Annotated in this window: 14 protein-coding genes; 10 read left to right on the top strand and 4 right to left on the bottom strand. The window is 65.8% G+C overall.

Features of this window, described 5'->3' with window-relative positions:
• Positions 1 to 13: 13 nt before the first annotated feature.
• The 8 genes from ACP92_RS15125 to ACP92_RS15090 all read left to right on the top strand — a co-directional run bounded on the left by ACP92_RS15125 (position 14) and on the right by ACP92_RS15090 (position 9,368).
• Positions 14 to 490 (top strand): chemotaxis protein CheW, encoded by a 477-nt coding sequence (locus ACP92_RS15125; RefSeq protein WP_013234978.1) that lies wholly within the window; start codon positions 14 to 16, stop codon positions 488 to 490.
• Complete coding sequence (locus tag ACP92_RS15120; protein ID WP_013234977.1) at positions 487 to 1,788, top strand: CheR family methyltransferase; 1,302 nt, start codon at positions 487 to 489, stop codon at positions 1,786 to 1,788. The genes ACP92_RS15125 and ACP92_RS15120 overlap by 4 nt, the downstream gene beginning before the upstream one ends.
• Positions 1,781 to 2,443 (top strand): chemotaxis protein CheW, encoded by a 663-nt coding sequence (locus ACP92_RS15115; protein WP_048348588.1) that lies wholly within the window; start codon positions 1,781 to 1,783, stop codon positions 2,441 to 2,443. The genes ACP92_RS15120 and ACP92_RS15115 overlap by 8 nt, the downstream gene beginning before the upstream one ends.
• Positions 2,440 to 4,767 carry a hybrid sensor histidine kinase/response regulator gene (locus ACP92_RS15110; RefSeq protein WP_013234975.1) on the top strand — a complete coding sequence of 776 codons (2,328 nt, stop codon included), beginning with the start codon at positions 2,440 to 2,442 and terminating at the stop codon, positions 4,765 to 4,767. Before ACP92_RS15115 ends, ACP92_RS15110 begins: the two co-directional genes overlap by 4 nt.
• Positions 4,767 to 5,795, top strand: a complete 1,029-nt coding sequence (gene cheB, locus ACP92_RS15105; protein WP_013234974.1) for a chemotaxis response regulator protein-glutamate methylesterase — start codon at positions 4,767 to 4,769, stop codon at positions 5,793 to 5,795. Before ACP92_RS15110 ends, cheB begins: the two co-directional genes overlap by 1 nt.
• A gap of 11 nt (positions 5,796 to 5,806) precedes the next feature.
• A complete protein-coding gene (locus ACP92_RS15100; RefSeq protein WP_013234973.1) occupies positions 5,807 to 6,832 on the top strand; it encodes a GGDEF domain-containing response regulator in 1,026 nt (341 codons plus the stop codon).
• Between the two features lie 37 nt (positions 6,833 to 6,869).
• The gene (locus ACP92_RS15095) at positions 6,870 to 7,325 is read left to right on the top strand and encodes a MaoC family dehydratase (RefSeq protein ID WP_048348587.1); all 456 of its coding nucleotides are present in this window, start codon (positions 6,870 to 6,872) and stop codon (positions 7,323 to 7,325) included.
• Positions 7,326 to 7,532: 207 nt separating this feature from the next.
• The gene (locus ACP92_RS15090) at positions 7,533 to 9,368 is read left to right on the top strand and encodes a sensor domain-containing diguanylate cyclase (RefSeq protein WP_013234971.1); all 1,836 of its coding nucleotides are present in this window, start codon (positions 7,533 to 7,535) and stop codon (positions 9,366 to 9,368) included.
• 33 nt (positions 9,369 to 9,401) lie between these two features.
• On the opposite strand, the gene ACP92_RS15085 is transcribed toward ACP92_RS15090, so the two are convergent.
• The 4 genes from ACP92_RS15085 to ACP92_RS15070 form a co-directional block, all read right to left on the bottom strand.
• Positions 9,402 to 10,094: a glutathione binding-like protein gene (locus ACP92_RS15085; protein WP_013234970.1), complete on the bottom strand. Its 693-nt coding sequence runs from the start codon at positions 10,092 to 10,094 to the stop codon at positions 9,402 to 9,404.
• An 82-nt stretch (positions 10,095 to 10,176) separates the two neighbouring features.
• Positions 10,177 to 11,334, bottom strand: a complete 1,158-nt coding sequence (locus tag ACP92_RS15080; RefSeq protein WP_013234969.1) for a pyridoxal phosphate-dependent aminotransferase — start codon at positions 11,332 to 11,334, stop codon at positions 10,177 to 10,179.
• A 63-nt stretch (positions 11,335 to 11,397) separates the two neighbouring features.
• Positions 11,398 to 11,913 (bottom strand): putative toxin-antitoxin system toxin component, PIN family, encoded by a 516-nt coding sequence (locus ACP92_RS15075; RefSeq protein WP_013234968.1) that lies wholly within the window; start codon positions 11,911 to 11,913, stop codon positions 11,398 to 11,400.
• Positions 11,914 to 11,931: 18 nt separating this feature from the next.
• Complete coding sequence (locus ACP92_RS15070; protein ID WP_013234967.1) at positions 11,932 to 12,216, bottom strand: hypothetical protein; 285 nt, start codon at positions 12,214 to 12,216, stop codon at positions 11,932 to 11,934.
• Between the two features lie 420 nt (positions 12,217 to 12,636).
• Here ACP92_RS15070 and yaaA point away from each other — a divergent pair, with 420 nt between their 5' ends.
• Entirely contained in the window at positions 12,637 to 13,413 is a 777-nt protein-coding gene (gene yaaA, locus ACP92_RS15065) for a peroxide stress protein YaaA (RefSeq protein ID WP_048348586.1), read from the top strand.
• A 294-nt stretch (positions 13,414 to 13,707) separates the two neighbouring features.
• A complete protein-coding gene (locus ACP92_RS15060) occupies positions 13,708 to 14,808 on the top strand; it encodes a helix-turn-helix domain-containing protein (protein ID WP_232284852.1) in 1,101 nt (366 codons plus the stop codon).
• Positions 14,809 to 14,872: the final 64 nt, after the last annotated feature.

The following is a 14,872-nucleotide window of genomic DNA, read 5'->3' as shown; positions in this document are numbered from 1 at the left end:
TCCGCGCCCTGACATGGCTGTCGTGACTGATCCCTTGTTCCTGCTGTTCTCGCTAGGCGCGGACCGCTATGCCTTGCCCGTGGCGGAAGTAGCCGTGGTGCTGCCGCTGACGCCCTGCAAGCAGCTGCCTGGCGCGCCCGCCTGGGTCGCCGGCCTGCTGCCCTATGAAGGTCGCCACGTACCGGTGATCGACCTCAGCCAGCGTACGCTGGGCCGCCCCGCCGCACAGCGGGTGAGCACCCGTCTGGTGCTGGTGCATGACCGTTCGCCGGCGGGCGAGCCGGCCTTGCTGGGCCTGATCCTGGAGCAGGCCACCGATACCTTGCGCTGTGCCGAGCAGCAATTCGTCCGCGCCACGGTGGCGCATGACGAGACGCCGTACCTGGGGCCGGTGATGCCCTATCAGGGCGGCCTGCTGCAACGGGTGCAGGTGTCGGCGCTGCTGGACGCGGCCACGCGCGCCGTGCTCTATGCCCGGGAGGATGCATGAAGTCGCTGCAGGCCATCGCCGACAAGCTCAAGGCCGCCATGGGGCTGGACATGGCCACGGTGGGCGCCAGCCTGATCGAGCGCGTGGTGCGCGAACGCATGGCGGTGCTGGAGATGGAAGATGATGCCTTATACCTCTCCCTGTTGCTGAGCTCGGCGGCCGAATTGCAGGCCCTGATCGAACTGGCGGTGGTGCCGGAGACCTGGTTCTTCCGCGACCGCGAAGCCATTCTTGCGGTAGCCCGGCTGGCCAGCGACAAGCTGGCGGCCCAGCCGGCAGCCGTCATACGCATCCTCAGCCTGCCGTGCTCCACCGGCGAGGAGCCGTATTCCCTGGCGATGGCCTTGCTCGATGCCGGCCTCACGCCAGGGCAGTTCGTCATCGATGCCTATGACATCCGCACCCGTTCCCTGGAGATCGCGGCAGCCGGCCTGTATGGGCGCAATTCCTTCCGGGGCCAGGAGCTGGCGTTCCGGGACCGTCATTTCGACCTCGAGCAGGGCCAGTGGCGGCTGCATGAGCGCATCCGCAGCCAGGTGCGCTTTGCGCCCGGCAACCTGCTCGCGCCGGACTTCCTGCGGCACAGCCAGCCCTATGACTTCATCTTCTGCCGCAATGTGCTGATCTACTTCGAGCGCGACGTGCAGCGTCAGGTGGTGCAATTGCTGGCGTCGGTGATGAAACCCGATGCGCTCATCTTCGTCGGTCCCGCCGAGGGCGGCATCCTGCTGGGCCCGACCATGGAGTCGGCCGGCATCGCCCTGGCTTTCGGCTTCCGCAAGCGCGTGGCGGCCGCTGTGCCGCCGTTGCCGCCTGCCTGGGCGTCACTGGTGCAGGCAGCCCCGCCCGCGCCGACGCCAGTCAGGCCGGACGCTGCACATCGCGCCCCCGCGCGGCGCATTGTTGCCTCGGCTGCCCTGGGCGCCGTGGGTACCGCTACTGCGGCCCGTCCGGCATCGCCTGCCACGGCGCTGCCGGCAGGCTTGCTGGAGCGCGCCCGCGCGCTGGCCGACCAAGGGCGGTTTGCCCAGGCGGGGGAGCTGTGTGAACAAGCTGTGCAGCAACAAGGGCCCAGCGCCGAGGCCTTCTATCTGCAGGGCCTGATCCACGACGCCGGCGGCCAGCAAGAGCTGGCCCAGCGCTGCTACCGCAAGGCCTTGTATCTGGAGCCAGAGCACCAGGCGGCCTTGCTGCAGCTGGCGGCGCTGCTGCAGGCCCAGGGTGACGCCAGCGGCGCACAACGCATGCGCCAGCGCGCCGAGCGCATGGCCAAGCCAGGGGAGGGCGCGCATGGTTGAGAACGCACTGATGGCCATCGACGATTGCTGGAACCGCATCGGCATCAAGGGCGATGGTTCTTGTCCGCAATTGCAGCAGCATGTGCGCTGCCTGAATTGCCCGACCTTCGCCCGTGCGGCGGTCCAGCAGCTCGATCGCGTGAGCCTGGCCAACGACGCCTTGCCCAGTTGGCAGGAGCCGGCCAGCCCCGCGCCCGCTGCGGAACTGGCTGCGGGACGCAGTTCGGTGCTGGTGGTGCGCATCGGCGTGGAATGGTGGGCCATCGCCACCACGGTGGTGCAGGAAGTGGCCGAGGCGCGTGTCGTGCACAGCCTGCCGCACCAGCGCAATCCGGCTATCCTGGGCGTGCTCAACATCCGGGGAGCCTTGCGTATCTGCGTCTCGCTGGCGCAGTTGTTCCAGTTCGGGGCGGCAGCGCCCAAGGCCTTGCCGCCCAAGTTGCTGGTGGCCTCGCATGACGGCCAGACGCTGGTGTTTCCGGTCGACGAGGTGGCCGGGGTCCATCGCCATGATGGCAGCCTGGGGCCGGTGCCGACCACCCTGGCCCAGGCCGCCATCCAGTACACCCGGGGCATGCTGGAATGGCGCGGCCACGCCATCGGCCTGCTGGATCACGAATTGCTGTTCTATGTACTCAACCGGAGCATGACATGAGTACGCCCGACTTGAGCCAGATGTCCATGCTGGACCTGTTCCGCTTCGAAGCGGAAAGCCAGATCGCCCAGCTCAACGCCAGCCTGCTGGCGCTGGAGCAGCAGCCCACCGCGGCTGATCATCTGGAAGCCTGCATGCGCGCCGGCCATTCGCTCAAGGGCGCGGCCCGCATCGTCGGCCTGGAGCCGGCGGTCAAGGTGGCCCATGTGCTGGAAGATTGTTTCGTATTGGCCCAGCAGGGCCGCTTGCTGTTGCAGAAAAAACATATCGACGTGCTCCTGCGCGGAGCAGACTTGCTGGCGCGCATCGCTGCGCCGCCAGACGGCGACGAGGCCTGGGCCGACCATGCCGGCAGCGCCGAGGTGCAGGCTTTCCTGGTGGCGCTGCCCAGCGTGATGAGCGGAGGTGACGCCGCTCCCTGGCCTGCGGCCACATCCGCTGCCACATCCGCTCCCGCCCCGGCGGCGGCCGAGCCCGTTGTCGCGGCAGCAGCCCAGCTCCCCGAGCCCGAGCTTGCCGAGCCTGCGCCCGTCCCGGCAGCACCGGTGGCCGGCGCGCATCTGGCCAACGCAAGCGGTGCGCGCGCGGTGCGCGTGAGCGCCGACAGCCTGGACCGGCTGCTCGGACTGACCGGGGAGTCGCTGGTAGAGTCACGCCAGCTCAAGCCCTTTTCGGCCAGCATGCTGCGCATGAAGCGCACACAGCGCGAGGCCATGCAGGCGCTGGACCTGCTGCAACAGAAACTGGCCACCACCCAGCTCGATGAATTCGCCCAGACCGCCTTTGCCGAACTGCGCACGTTGATGCAGCAGAACCAGCAATTGCTGGGCGAGCAATTGAGCGCGCTGGACGCCTTCGATCGCCGTTCGGTGAATCTGTCGCAGCGCCTCTACGATGAGGCGCTGGCCTGCCGCATGCGGCCCTTTGCCGATGGCACGGCGGGACTGGCGCGCATGGTGCGCGATGTCGGCAATACGCTGGGCAAGTCGGTGCGGCTGGACATCGTGGGCAATACCACCCAGATCGACCGCGACATCCTGGAAAAACTGGAAGCCCCCATCGGCCACCTGCTGCGCAACGCCGTGGACCACGGTATCGAAAGCAGCGCCCAGCGGCGCGCCGCGGGCAAGCCCGAGCAGGGCGTGATCCGGCTGGAGGCGCGCCACAGCGCCGGCATGCTGTTGATCGAGGTGGCCGACGACGGCGCCGGCATCGATATCGAACAGGTGCGCAGCGCCGTGGTCGCGCGCGGGCTGTCCAACCAGGAAACCGCCGAGCGCCTGTCGGAAGCCGAATTGCTGGAATTCCTGCTGCTGCCCAGTTTCAGCCTGCGCGACACCGTCACCGAAATCTCTGGCCGTGGGGTCGGACTGGATGTGGTGGCCGACATGCTCAAGCAGGTGCGCGGCACCATCCGCATCACCACCCAGGCCGGCCAGGGCAGCCGCTTCCTGATGCAGCTGCCGTTGACGCTGTCGGTGATCCGCAGCCTGCTGGTGGACATCGCCGGTGAACCTTATGCGTTTCCGCTGGCCTACGTCAATCGTACGCTACGCTTGCCCGCCGAGGCCTTGCAGACGCTGGAGGGCTACCAGCACTTCAGCCATGGCGGGCGCCAGGTCGGGCTGGTCAGCGCCCATCAGGTCTTGCAGAAGGGCCAGTGGCGCTCGCGCGACGGCAGCGTCTGCGTGGTCGTCATCGGCGAGCAGGAACATACCTATGGGCTGGCGGTGGATGCCTTCCTGGGCGAGCGCATGCTGGTGGTGCAGCCGCTGGATCCACGCCTGGGCAAGATTGCCGATGTGCTGGCCGGCGCGCTCATGGAAGATGGCACGCCCTTGCTGATCCTGGACGTGGCCGACATGTTGCGCACGGTGGAGAAGCTGACCTCCTCCGGCCGCCTGCAGACGGTGGACCAGGATGGCGCAGCGCCGACCACCACGGCGGCGCGCAAGAAAGTGCTGGTGGTGGATGATTCGCTGACCGTGCGCGAGCTGGAGCGCAAGCTGCTCACCAACCGCGGCTATCAGGTGACCGTGGCGGTGGATGGCATGGACGGCTGGAATGCTGTGCGCGCCGACAGCTTCGACCTGGTCATCACCGATATCGACATGCCGCGCATGGATGGCATCGAACTGGTGAGCCTCATCCGCGGCGCTGCGAACCTGCAGTCGCTGCCGGTGATGATCGTCTCGTACAAGGACCGTGAAGAAGACCGGCAGCGCGGCCTGGAAGCCGGTGCTGACCATTACTTCACCAAGAGCAGCTTCCACGACGAAAGCCTGTTGCAGGCCGTCACGGATTTGATTGGAGAGGCGACATAGTGAAGATCGGCATCGTCAATGACACACCCATGATGGTGGAAGTGCTGCGACGGGTCATCGCCGAGAGCGGCCGCCATGAACTGATCTGGATCGCCCGCGATGGCGAACAGGCAGTGCAGATGTGCGCCTGGCAATTGCCCGACGTGGTCCTGATGGACCTGCTCATGCCCAAGGTCGATGGGGCCGAGGCCACGCGCCGGATCATGGAAGCCACCCCCTGTCCGATTCTGGTGGTGACCTCCGACATGGATACCTCGGCTGACAAGATCTATGAGGCCATGGGCTATGGCGCCCTCGACGCCACCCAGACGCCGGCCTTGATCGGGGCCGCCGGCAAGCGTGACGCAGCAGCCTTGATCGAAAAGATCGATAATCTCGGACGCCTCTCTCCCGAAATGGTCAGCCCGCCGGTGCGCGGCGGCCGTGCCGAGACCCTGGCGCCGGCTCAGCCGGCGCGTGCCGACAGCCTGCCGCCGCTGGTGGCCGTGGGCGCCTCGGCGGGCGGGCCGGCAGCGCTGGCCACGCTGCTCAAGGCGATCCCGCAGGGCTTTGCGGGGGCGGTGGTGATCGTCCAGCATATCGATGCCGCCTTTGCGCCGGGCATGGCGCAGTGGCTGCAACAGCAATCGGCGCTCAAGGTCGGGCTGGCGCAGGAGGGCCAGGCCCCGCAACGCGGCGCGGTGCTGCTGGCGGCCAGCAATCGCCATCTGGTGGTCAAGGAGGGCGGGCGGCTCGGTTATGTGGAGGGCGCGCCCAATGACGTCTACCGGCCTTCGGTGGACGTGTTTTTCCAGAGCATCGTGCGGCACTGGCCAGGCAAGGTTGCAGGTCTCCTGCTGACCGGCATGGGCCGCGATGGTGCGGCTGGCCTGAAGGCCTTGCGCGACAGTGGCGCCCACACCATGGCCCAGGACCAGAAAAGTTGCGCAGTCTACGGCATGCCCAAGGCCGCCGTTGCGCTCAATGCCGCCGTGGAAGTGCTGCCGGTCACCGGCATGGCCGCCCGGCTGCAAGCCATTATCGTCTGAAGGAATACAGCATGAGTTCGGTGCATACCGACATCCCGTTGGTCAGTCCAGCGCTGCCGGCGGATGAATACAAGATCATGGTCTTGCTGGTCGATGACCAGCCCATGGTGGGCGAGGCGATCCGCCGCGCCCTGGCCAATGAGCCGCACATCGATTTCCATTTCTGCACCCGTGCCGAGGAAGCGCTGACCGTGGCTGAAAGGACCCGGCCCACCGTGATCCTGCAGGACCTGGTCATGCCAGGGGTGGACGGGATGACCCTGGTGCGGCAATACCGCGCCAGCGCCGTGCTGGTCAATGTGCCCATCATCGTGCTGTCCTCGCGCGATGACGCCGTGGTCAAGCGCGATGCGTTTGCCGGCGGCGCCAATGACTACATGGTCAAGCTGCCCGACGTCATCGAGCTGGTGGCGCGCATCCGTTACCATTCGCGTTCCTACATCAACCTGCTGCAGCGCGACGCCGCCTACAGCGCCCTGCGCGAAAGCCAGCAGCAGTTGCAGAAGAGCAATTTCGAGCTGCAGCGCCTGACCAATACCGATGGCCTGACCGGCATCGCCAACCGCCGCTACTTCGACGACTACCTCGGTGCGGAATGGCGGCGGGCGCGGCGCGACGGCCTGGACCTGGCGCTCTTGCTCATCGATGTGGACTTCTTCAAGCTCTACAACGACAACTACGGCCACGTTGCCGGCGACGCCGTGCTGCGCCAGGTCGCCGAGGCCCTCGATAGCAGCATCCAGCGTCCGGCCGACCTGTCGGCGCGCTTTGGCGGTGAAGAGTTCGCCATGATCCTGCCGCGCACGGGTCTGGATGGCGCCCACGCCATCGCGCAGAAGGTCTGCCATCTGGTCGAATCGCTGCAGGTGCCGCACGAAGGCTCCAGCGTGAGCGCCTGGCTCACCGTGAGCGTGGGCGCGGCTACCCTGGTGCCGCAGGAGCAACAGGAGCTGCGTGAGCTGATCGAGGCCGCCGACCGCCGTCTGTACCTGGCCAAGCAGCAAGGACGCAATCGCGTGGTCTGGCAGGACGGCTGAGCCGACCAGACGGACCGGCATACCAAGGAGAAACCGCATGCGCAGCATCGCCACGCTCGACGAACTGCAGGCGCTGGCCGGCCAGGAAGTGGCCACCAGCGACTGGATCACCGTTACCCAGGAACAGGTCAATCGCTTTGCCGAGGCCACCGGCGACCACCAGTGGATCCACGTCGATCCCGAACGCGCCGCGCGCGCCTTGCCCTATGGCGGCACCGTGGCGCATGGCTTCCTCACGCTGGCCTTGCTGCCGCGCATGCTCACCGAGGCCATCGACCTCGGGCCGGACGTCAAGATGCTGCTCAACTACGGCCTCAACCGCGTGCGTTTTCCTGCGCCGCTGCCGGTGGGACGACGCGTGCGCGGCGTGATCGTGCTGCAGTCGGTGGAAGCCATCCCCGCCGGCGTGCAGCTGGCCTGGGAAGTGACGGTGCAATGCGAAGGCATGGACAAGCCGGTCTGCGTGGCCGAGTTCCTGGTGCGTCGCTATTGAGCAATCCAGTCGGCATGGCCGCAGGATTCCTCGCAGATGCTCACGGAGTTTGTGGCCTGCTTGCATCGTCGTTGCCGCGCAGCCAATCATTTCGTGCAGTCTGGCAATGGATGGTGCTAAGGTGCCATTGCATGTGGCGACGATGCGCCACTGCACCCGCCGGGTAACTGTGCCCCGGACTGCCGCGTGTTTGTCGATGAAGCCGCCATGACGTCAGAACGACCTCCACACCGTGCCGACAGCGCCTTCCATGAGAAGGCGCTGGCCTACCATCAGCTCACGCTGACCTATATCGCCCGCGGCGCACCGCTGGACCAATTGCTCGATCGCATCGCGGTCGGTTTTGCCCAGGCCTATCCCGAACGCTGGCTCGCCATCTTCCTCTACGATGACCAGGCCCGCCGCATGCAGGCAGGCGCGGTGCCGTACATGGCGCCGGCGTTGGTAGCGCAGATCCAGGACTTGCCGGCCGAGGCCGCCGACACCCCCGATGTCTGGCAGCGTTTCGATGAGCTGGCGGGCCGCCATGGCGTACGCCTGGCCGAGATGCTGCCGCTGCGTTCCTTTGCCGGGCAGCTTGCCGGCCTCATGATGATCGCGGCCACCGACGCCGACAGCGGCTTCGAGGAAGACCAGGCCTATCGGCAGACGGTCAGCGCGGCCGTGTCCATGGCCATGCTGGCCATCGAGCGTGCGCTGGTGCCGGGCCATGTGCTCACCCCGCGCGACGCCCCCGACCAGGCCTACGAACGCATGGCGCTGGCCATCGAGGGCAGCGGCACCGGGATCTGGGACCGTAACGCGGTCACCGGCGAGATGTATTACTCGCGCGGCTGGAAAGCCATCCTCGGTTACGAGGACTGGGAGCTGTCCAGTCACCTGGCCGACGCCTACCAGCGCATCCATCCCGATGACCTGGCTTACGTGCAGCAGACCATCCGCCAGCATTTCGAGGCCAGGTCCGATCACTACGAGGTCGAGCACCGCATCCGCTGCCAGGATGGCAGCTACAAGTGGATCAGCAGTCGCGGCAAGGTGGTGGCGCGTGATGCACAGGGCAATGCGCTGCGCATGATCGGCACCACCACCGACATCACCGAGATCAAGCGGCTCACCGAAAAGCTGGGCAAGAGCAGCCGCATGCTCGACTACCTCACCAGTGAAATTCCCGGCATGGTGTTCCAGTTCAAGGTGCCGCCGGGTGCGCCCGGCTATTTCACCTATGTCAGCGAGGGCGCGCGCGAGACCTATGGCCTGACGCCCCAGCAACTGCTGGAGAACCCGGCCATCATCGATACCGTGATCCATCCGGACGACATGCCGCTCTACGAGGCGGCGCGCGAGGCCGTGCTGGGTGGGGCGGCGCACTGGACGCTGGAATTCAGGGTGCTGCCGCCGGGCCAGGGCGTGCGCTGGCTGCGCGGCCAGTCCAGGCCGCGCCGGCTCGACGATGGCACCACGCTGTGGCACGGCTTCATCAGCGATATCAGCCAGAGCAAGGCCATCGAGCTGGAGCTGCAGGAATTCGCCCTGACCGACTACCTCACGCAGTTGCCCAATCGCCGTTACTTCATGCAGCGCCTGCAAGAGGAATACAGCCGCATCCAGCGCAGCGTCACGGCGGGCGCTGCGGTGCTGATGTGCGACCTGGATCATTTCAAGCGCATCAATGACAGCCTGGGTCATGCCGTCGGCGATCTGGTGCTGAGGCACTTCGCCACCGTGCTCAAGAGCCAGTTGCGCCGGAGTGATACCGCCGGTCGCCTGGGCGGGGAAGAGTTTGCCATCATCCTGACCGGTGCTGACCAGCAGGCGGCGGCGGACTTTGCCGCACGCCTGCAGAATCGCTTCGCCGGCCAGCCGCTGATCCATGATGAGCGCGAAGTGAAGGTGACCCTGTCCATCGGCGTGGCCCTGATGCAGGCCGACAGCGCCGGTCAGGAGCAGGTCTTGCGGGCCAGCGATGACGCCTTGTACCGCGCCAAGGAAAAAGGGCGCAACCGTGTCGAGTTTGCGCCCTTTGGGTCTGCCCGGAGCGGCTGATCGCGCCGCCCGCTGACTCCGTCAGCTGCGGGTTCAGCGTTTCTGGTACTGGCTCTTGCCGAACAGCAGTTCCTTTGCCTTGTCGTCATGCAGCGGCTTGCGCTTGTCGGCCAGCACGGTCACGCCGCGCTGCACGGCCGGACGCGCGCTGATGGCGTCGTACCAGCGCTTGACGTTGGGGAAGTCGTCCAGATCGATGCCCTGGTTCTTGTGCGAACGGGTCCAGGGGAAGCAGGCTATATCGGCGATGGTGTAGTGCTCGCCGGCCAGGTAGGCGTGCTGGCCGAGCTGCTTGTCCATCACCTGATAGAGGCGGCGCGCTTCGTTGGTGTAGCGGTTCACGGCGTATTCGATCTGCTCGGGCGCATACAGGCGGAAGTGGTGCGCCTGGCCCAGCATCGGTCCCAGGCCGCCCATCTGGAACATCACCCATTGCAGCACTTCATACTTCTCGCGCGTGGTCTCGCCCAGGAAACGGCCGGTCTTGCCGGCCAGGTAGATCAGGATCGCACCGGACTCGAACAGCGAGATCGGCTCGCCATCGGGACCATCGGGATCGACGATGGCGGGGATCTTGTTGTTGGGCGAGATCTTCAGGAATTCAGGCGTGAACTGGTCGCCGGCGCCGATATCGATGGCGTGGGCGGTGTAGGGCAGGCCGCATTCTTCCAGCATGATGTGGACCTTGTGGCCGTTGGGCGTGGCCCAGCTGTAGACGTCAATCATGGATGTCCTTTTTTTGCGTGTCGTGTTGAGGGGGGAGGTCACGGAACGGAAAATGATATAAATGATTTACGGGGCGATGGCCTTACAGCTTTGCCAGCCGCTCCAGCGCCAGTTGCAGCGTTTCATCCTTCTTGGCGAAGCAGAAGCGCACGATGCCCGATTCCCTGGGCGTGTTGTAGAACGCCGAGACCGGGATGGCGGCCACGCCGATCTCGCTGGTGAGCCACTTGCAGAATTCGGCCTCGGGCAGCGCGGAGATGGCGCCGTACTTCACGCACTGGAAGTAGGTGCCTTGCGAAGGCAGCAGTTCGAAGCGGGTATTGGCCAGGCCGGTGCGGAACAGGTCACGCTTGTGCTGGTAGAAGGCCGGCAGGTCCAGGTAGGGGGCCGGGTCCTTCATGTAGGCGGCCAGGCCGTATTGCACGGGGGTGTTGACGGTGAAGACGTTGAACTGGTGGACCTTGCGGAACTCCGCCGTGAGCGCCGCCGGTGCGGCCACATAGCCGACCTTCCAGCCGGTGACGTGGTAGGTCTTGCCGAAGCTGGAATTGATGAAGCTGCGCTCGGCCAGTTCGGGATGGCGCGCCAGCGATTCATGCGGCTGGCCATCGTAGACCATGTGCTCATAGACCTCGTCGGAGAGGATCAGGATGTCGGTGCCGCGCACGATGTCGGCCAGCGCCGCCACGTCGGCCGCGCGCATGACGCTGCCGGTCGGGTTGTGCGGGGTGTTGACCATGATCATGCGGGTCTTGGGGGTGACGGCCGCCTTGACCTTGTCCCAGGGGATGCTGTAGCCCTGCGCCCCCACTTCCATCTGCACGAACACCGGCACGCCGCCAGCCAGCTCGATGGCCGGCACGTAGCAGTCGTAGACCGGTTCGATGACGATGACTTCATCGCCCGGATGGACCGCGCACAGCACCGAGGTCAGGATGCCCTGGGTGGCGCCGGCGGTGACGGTGATCTCGGAGACCGGGTCATAGCGATGACCGTAGAGCTTCTCGACCTTCTCGGCGATCGCTTCGCGCAGCACCGGCACGCCGGCCATGGGCGGGTACTGGTTCAGCCCTTCCTGCATGGCCTGGGTGACGGCGGCCACCAGGGCCGGGTCGCAATGGAAGTCAGGGAATCCCTGGCCCAGGTTGACCGCGCCTTTTTCGCTGGCCAGGGCCGACATGACGGTGAAGATGGTGGTGCCCACCTTGGGCAGCTTGGTGACGATGTTGGGGGTGCTCATGGCAGCGGGCTCGTTCTTGTGATGATCGCAAGCCCGATATTCTAGCCGGATTCCTGGCGCGGTTCAGGCCGGCGGCGCGAGGAAGGCGTCGGCGCGCCAATGCTGCGGCGGCACGATGGCGAACAGCCCGCGCTTGAGGGTGCGCTTGGCGAGCTTGAGCACGGCCTTGTCCTTGCTCACCAGGACATGGGCGCGGCATTGCAGGGCCAGTTCCAGGAATTTCTGGTCGTCGCGGTCGGTGCAGAGCGGCAGGCCGAAGGTGTTGACCTCGGCCAGCGGCAGGCAGTGCAGCAGGCGGTCGAAGTCGGCGCAGATGGCCGGCTTGTTCTCGGCAGTGACCGGCAGGTGCGGATACTCCAGCACGGCCAGCCATTCGCTGCGGCAATCCTCGCGGGTGTAGGCCTCCACGCTGCCGTCTTCCAGGGCCTGCAGCAAGGCGGCCCAGCGCGGATCGCGGAAGACGAACAGGTCCAGGCAGACATTGGTGTCCAGCACCACCCGCTGGCGCCCTGGGGGCGCGGCAGCGGTCGGCGGGAGGGAAAGCGGGGCGGGGACGGAGGGTGTTGCCAGGATGCTCATTGAATGCCAGGGATGAAACTAGTTGTCGATGCCACGGTGGCCGGGCGGCGGCGCGTCGTGCTTGCTGAAGAGATCGCCGCCCGCCTCGAGCGCATCATACCCCTGATCGGTGACGCGCCAGAAATTATGCATGTCCACCGCCGCCAGCCCACGGTCATAGAGCAGGCGCAGGTGGTGCAGGATCACTTCCGGCGCCACCTGGCCGGGCAGGGCGCTCTGGATCTTCTCGACGTCGCCGTAGAGGGTGCCGAAGGATGCCAGCTGCTTCAGGATTTCTCCCATGAGGGCTTTGTCGCGTTTCATGATCTCCTCCTTGCCATTGGCGGTGTTGGCGGCATGGGCGTATTGGCGTATGGGGAGCTGCGGGGCGCGGCTCCTGCTGGTATGGACAACGGCTTGCGGCTGAAGTGCCGGGCCAGTTACGCTTGCCTGCTTGTCCTGTTGATTTCCTGTTGATTAACGGCAAGTTACGGCTTGAACTTGAATCCTGCGATTCATCCCCTGGTCTCGCCCCGCTTTGGTGCATGCGGGGTGCGGTCTATGCACCTGATGCCTGTTTCAGTGTAGAAGCTGCAAGCTCATCAGCAAAGGCGCGACAGCTGCGTTTTCGCTGGCCAGATCAGGGCATCGCCGCGCTTGCGGATGGGCCGGTGGGCGCAAGCTGCCCGCTTTCGGTATCATGGCGGCCAACTTGTCCCAACCTGATCATTGGATGAACGCCTCATGCTGATTGTTTTGTCTCCCGCCAAGTCGCTGGACTATGACACGCCCCCCACCACCGATGTCCATACCACCCCGGCCTTCGTGCCGCGCTCGGCTGAACTGATCGAGGTGCTCAAGACCAAGTCGCCGGCCGAGATCGGCAGCCTCATGGGTATTTCCGACCAATTGGCCGTGCTCAACGTGAACCGCTATGCCAGCTGGTCGCGCAAGTTCAGCACCAAGAACGCCAAGCAGGCCGTGCTGGCCTTCAATGGCGATGTCTACGAAGGGCTGGATGCGGCGTCCCTGAACGCCCGCCAGCTCGACTACCTGCAAGGCCACGTGCGCATTCTCTCGGGCCTGTACGGCATGCTGCGACCGCTGGACCTGATGCAGCCCTATCGCCTGGAAATGGGCACCAAGCTGGCCAATCCGGGTGGCAAGGACCTCTACGCCTTCTGGGGCAGCGAGATCACCGAGGCCCTTAATGGCGAGCTGGTGGCGCAGAAGACGCCGGTGCTGGTGAACCTGGCCTCGGAGGAATATTTCAAGGTGGTCAAGCCCAAGCTGCTCAAGGCCCAGGTGATCGCACCGGTATTCGAGGACTGGAAGGGCGGCAAGTACAAGATCATCTCCTTCTACGCCAAGCGCGCGCGCGGGCTGATGGCCCGCTATGCGGCCCTGAACAACATCAACCAGCCTGAAAAGCTCAAGGCCTTCGACCTGGAAGGCTATGCCTTCGCCCCCGAGGCCTCCAGCGAGAAGAACTGGGTGTTCCGCCGCAAGCTGGAAGCCTGATCGCGGGTGGCTGTCGTTGACTGCAGCTGACTGCAAATGATTGCCGGCCGGCGGGCAAGCAAGGCCTGTCCTGCCGGCAATCATGGCGTAAAAGATATAAATCATTTGCAACGATGTGCCGCGTTGCAAATGCGCAGTATTTCCTTCCCCGGCACATTCCCTATGGTCATTTGAACACTGGCTGCGCTATGCTCACTGCAAACGGGTGAGGGCGGCGCAGACCACCGCACCCGTGGCAATCCAGCCCCGTCCTGTGCGCGGGTTTGTTGCTGCCAGGTCCAGGCTGGCAGCCTGGTGTTGTTCGGAGACCCCAAGCCGATGGTGACCGTCAAGCCCGATGATGCCCAGCCGCAGTACTTCGCCGCGCCGCTGCCGGTAGGCAGTTTCACGGTCTATTCGCTCGATGAGGCCCGCCTGAGCCTGAAGGCCGGCCAGCTCGATCTGTTGCAGATGTCGCCGGGCAAGCTCAATTACTCGCTGTCGATGAGCCAGCTGGGGCATATCCAGATCTATCGCGAACGTTCCGACAAGCCCTTGCTCAAGCGCGGCGTGAACTGGCCGGGCTCGCTGGTGTTCAGCTTCGTGGTCCAGGCGCGTGGGCGCGGCTGGCTCTCGGGCCGGGCGGTCGATCCGCAGGCCAGCCTGGTGGCCGATGGCGAAGCGTTGCCCGAGATCATTACCCCCGCAGAGCTGGACCTGGTGTTCATCGTAGTAGACCGGCAATGGCTCAGCGAGCGCATCGGCGACGGCGCCAGCCGGCAGATCGCTGGCAGCGCACGCGACCTGCGCTGCTTCGCAGCATGGCATGAGCACGCGCTGGTGCTGCGCAGATTGTTTCCGCTCTTGCCCGGCCAGGCGCGCCTGGGCCAGCCGAGCCCGTCCATCGGCCACTGCGCGTTGGCGCCGCGCTCCAGCGCGGGCGGCGGCAGCCTGGCCGAGGACATGGTGCTGGAGGCCTTGCTGGACGTGCTGGGTTCGGTGCATCGTGTCGAAGCGCTGCGCGAGACCGATCACAAGCGCCTGATCGACCAGGCCCGCCGGCTCATGCGCGGCGACGCCCCCGAACGCGCCACCATGACCCAGGTGGCGGCCCATCTGGGGGTGAGCCGGCGGCACTTGCAGACCTGCTTCAATACCTCCGTGGGCATTCCCGCCATTGAATTCGTACGGGCCGAACGGCTCAACCAGGTGCGCAAGGCCCTGGTAGAGGCGCGTCGCGCCGGCCTGGAGGTCTCTATCGGTGATATCGCCGCCGACTGGGGTTTCTGGCACCTGAGCCGCTTTGCCGCCGACTACCGCGACATGTTCGGCGAGCTGCCCTCCAAGACCTTGCGGCCCTACGCGCCGCCGGCGGCGCGCCGCGCTGCACAACGGATCACTTCCCAAAACGGATAACGGCGCGCAGAAGCCTCTTTCTAGAATCCCCGAACCACTTCACAAGAAAGGTTTGGGGCATAAC

The organism is Herbaspirillum seropedicae (genome assembly GCF_001040945.1).
Lineage (GTDB): Bacteria > Pseudomonadota > Gammaproteobacteria > Burkholderiales > Burkholderiaceae_D > Herbaspirillum > Herbaspirillum seropedicae.
This window is presented reverse-complemented; position numbering and strand designations above follow the sequence as displayed.

What these genes read in the sequence shown, in the direction of transcription:
- yaaA (WP_048348586.1), top strand. Translation starts at nt 12,637, where the DNA reads ATGCTGATTGTTTTGTCTCCCGCCAAGTCGCTGGACTATGACACGCCC.
- ACP92_RS15120 (WP_013234977.1), top strand. Translation starts at nt 487, where the DNA reads ATGAAGTCGCTGCAGGCCATCGCCGACAAGCTCAAGGCCGCCATGGGG.
- ACP92_RS15085 (WP_013234970.1), bottom strand. Translation starts at nt 10,094, where the DNA reads ATGATTGACGTCTACAGCTGGGCCACGCCCAACGGCCACAAGGTCCAC.
- ACP92_RS15075 (WP_013234968.1), bottom strand. Translation starts at nt 11,913, where the DNA reads ATGAGCATCCTGGCAACACCCTCCGTCCCCGCCCCGCTTTCCCTCCCG.
- ACP92_RS15080 (WP_013234969.1), bottom strand. Translation starts at nt 11,334, where the DNA reads ATGAGCACCCCCAACATCGTCACCAAGCTGCCCAAGGTGGGCACCACC.
- ACP92_RS15090 (WP_013234971.1), top strand. Translation starts at nt 7,533, where the DNA reads ATGACGTCAGAACGACCTCCACACCGTGCCGACAGCGCCTTCCATGAG.
- ACP92_RS15110 (WP_013234975.1), top strand. Translation starts at nt 2,440, where the DNA reads ATGAGTACGCCCGACTTGAGCCAGATGTCCATGCTGGACCTGTTCCGC.
- ACP92_RS15125 (WP_013234978.1), top strand. Translation starts at nt 14, where the DNA reads ATGGCTGTCGTGACTGATCCCTTGTTCCTGCTGTTCTCGCTAGGCGCG.
- ACP92_RS15070 (WP_013234967.1), bottom strand. Translation starts at nt 12,216, where the DNA reads ATGAAACGCGACAAAGCCCTCATGGGAGAAATCCTGAAGCAGCTGGCA.
- ACP92_RS15095 (WP_048348587.1), top strand. Translation starts at nt 6,870, where the DNA reads ATGCGCAGCATCGCCACGCTCGACGAACTGCAGGCGCTGGCCGGCCAG.
- ACP92_RS15115 (WP_048348588.1), top strand. Translation starts at nt 1,781, where the DNA reads ATGGTTGAGAACGCACTGATGGCCATCGACGATTGCTGGAACCGCATC.
- ACP92_RS15100 (WP_013234973.1), top strand. Translation starts at nt 5,807, where the DNA reads ATGAGTTCGGTGCATACCGACATCCCGTTGGTCAGTCCAGCGCTGCCG.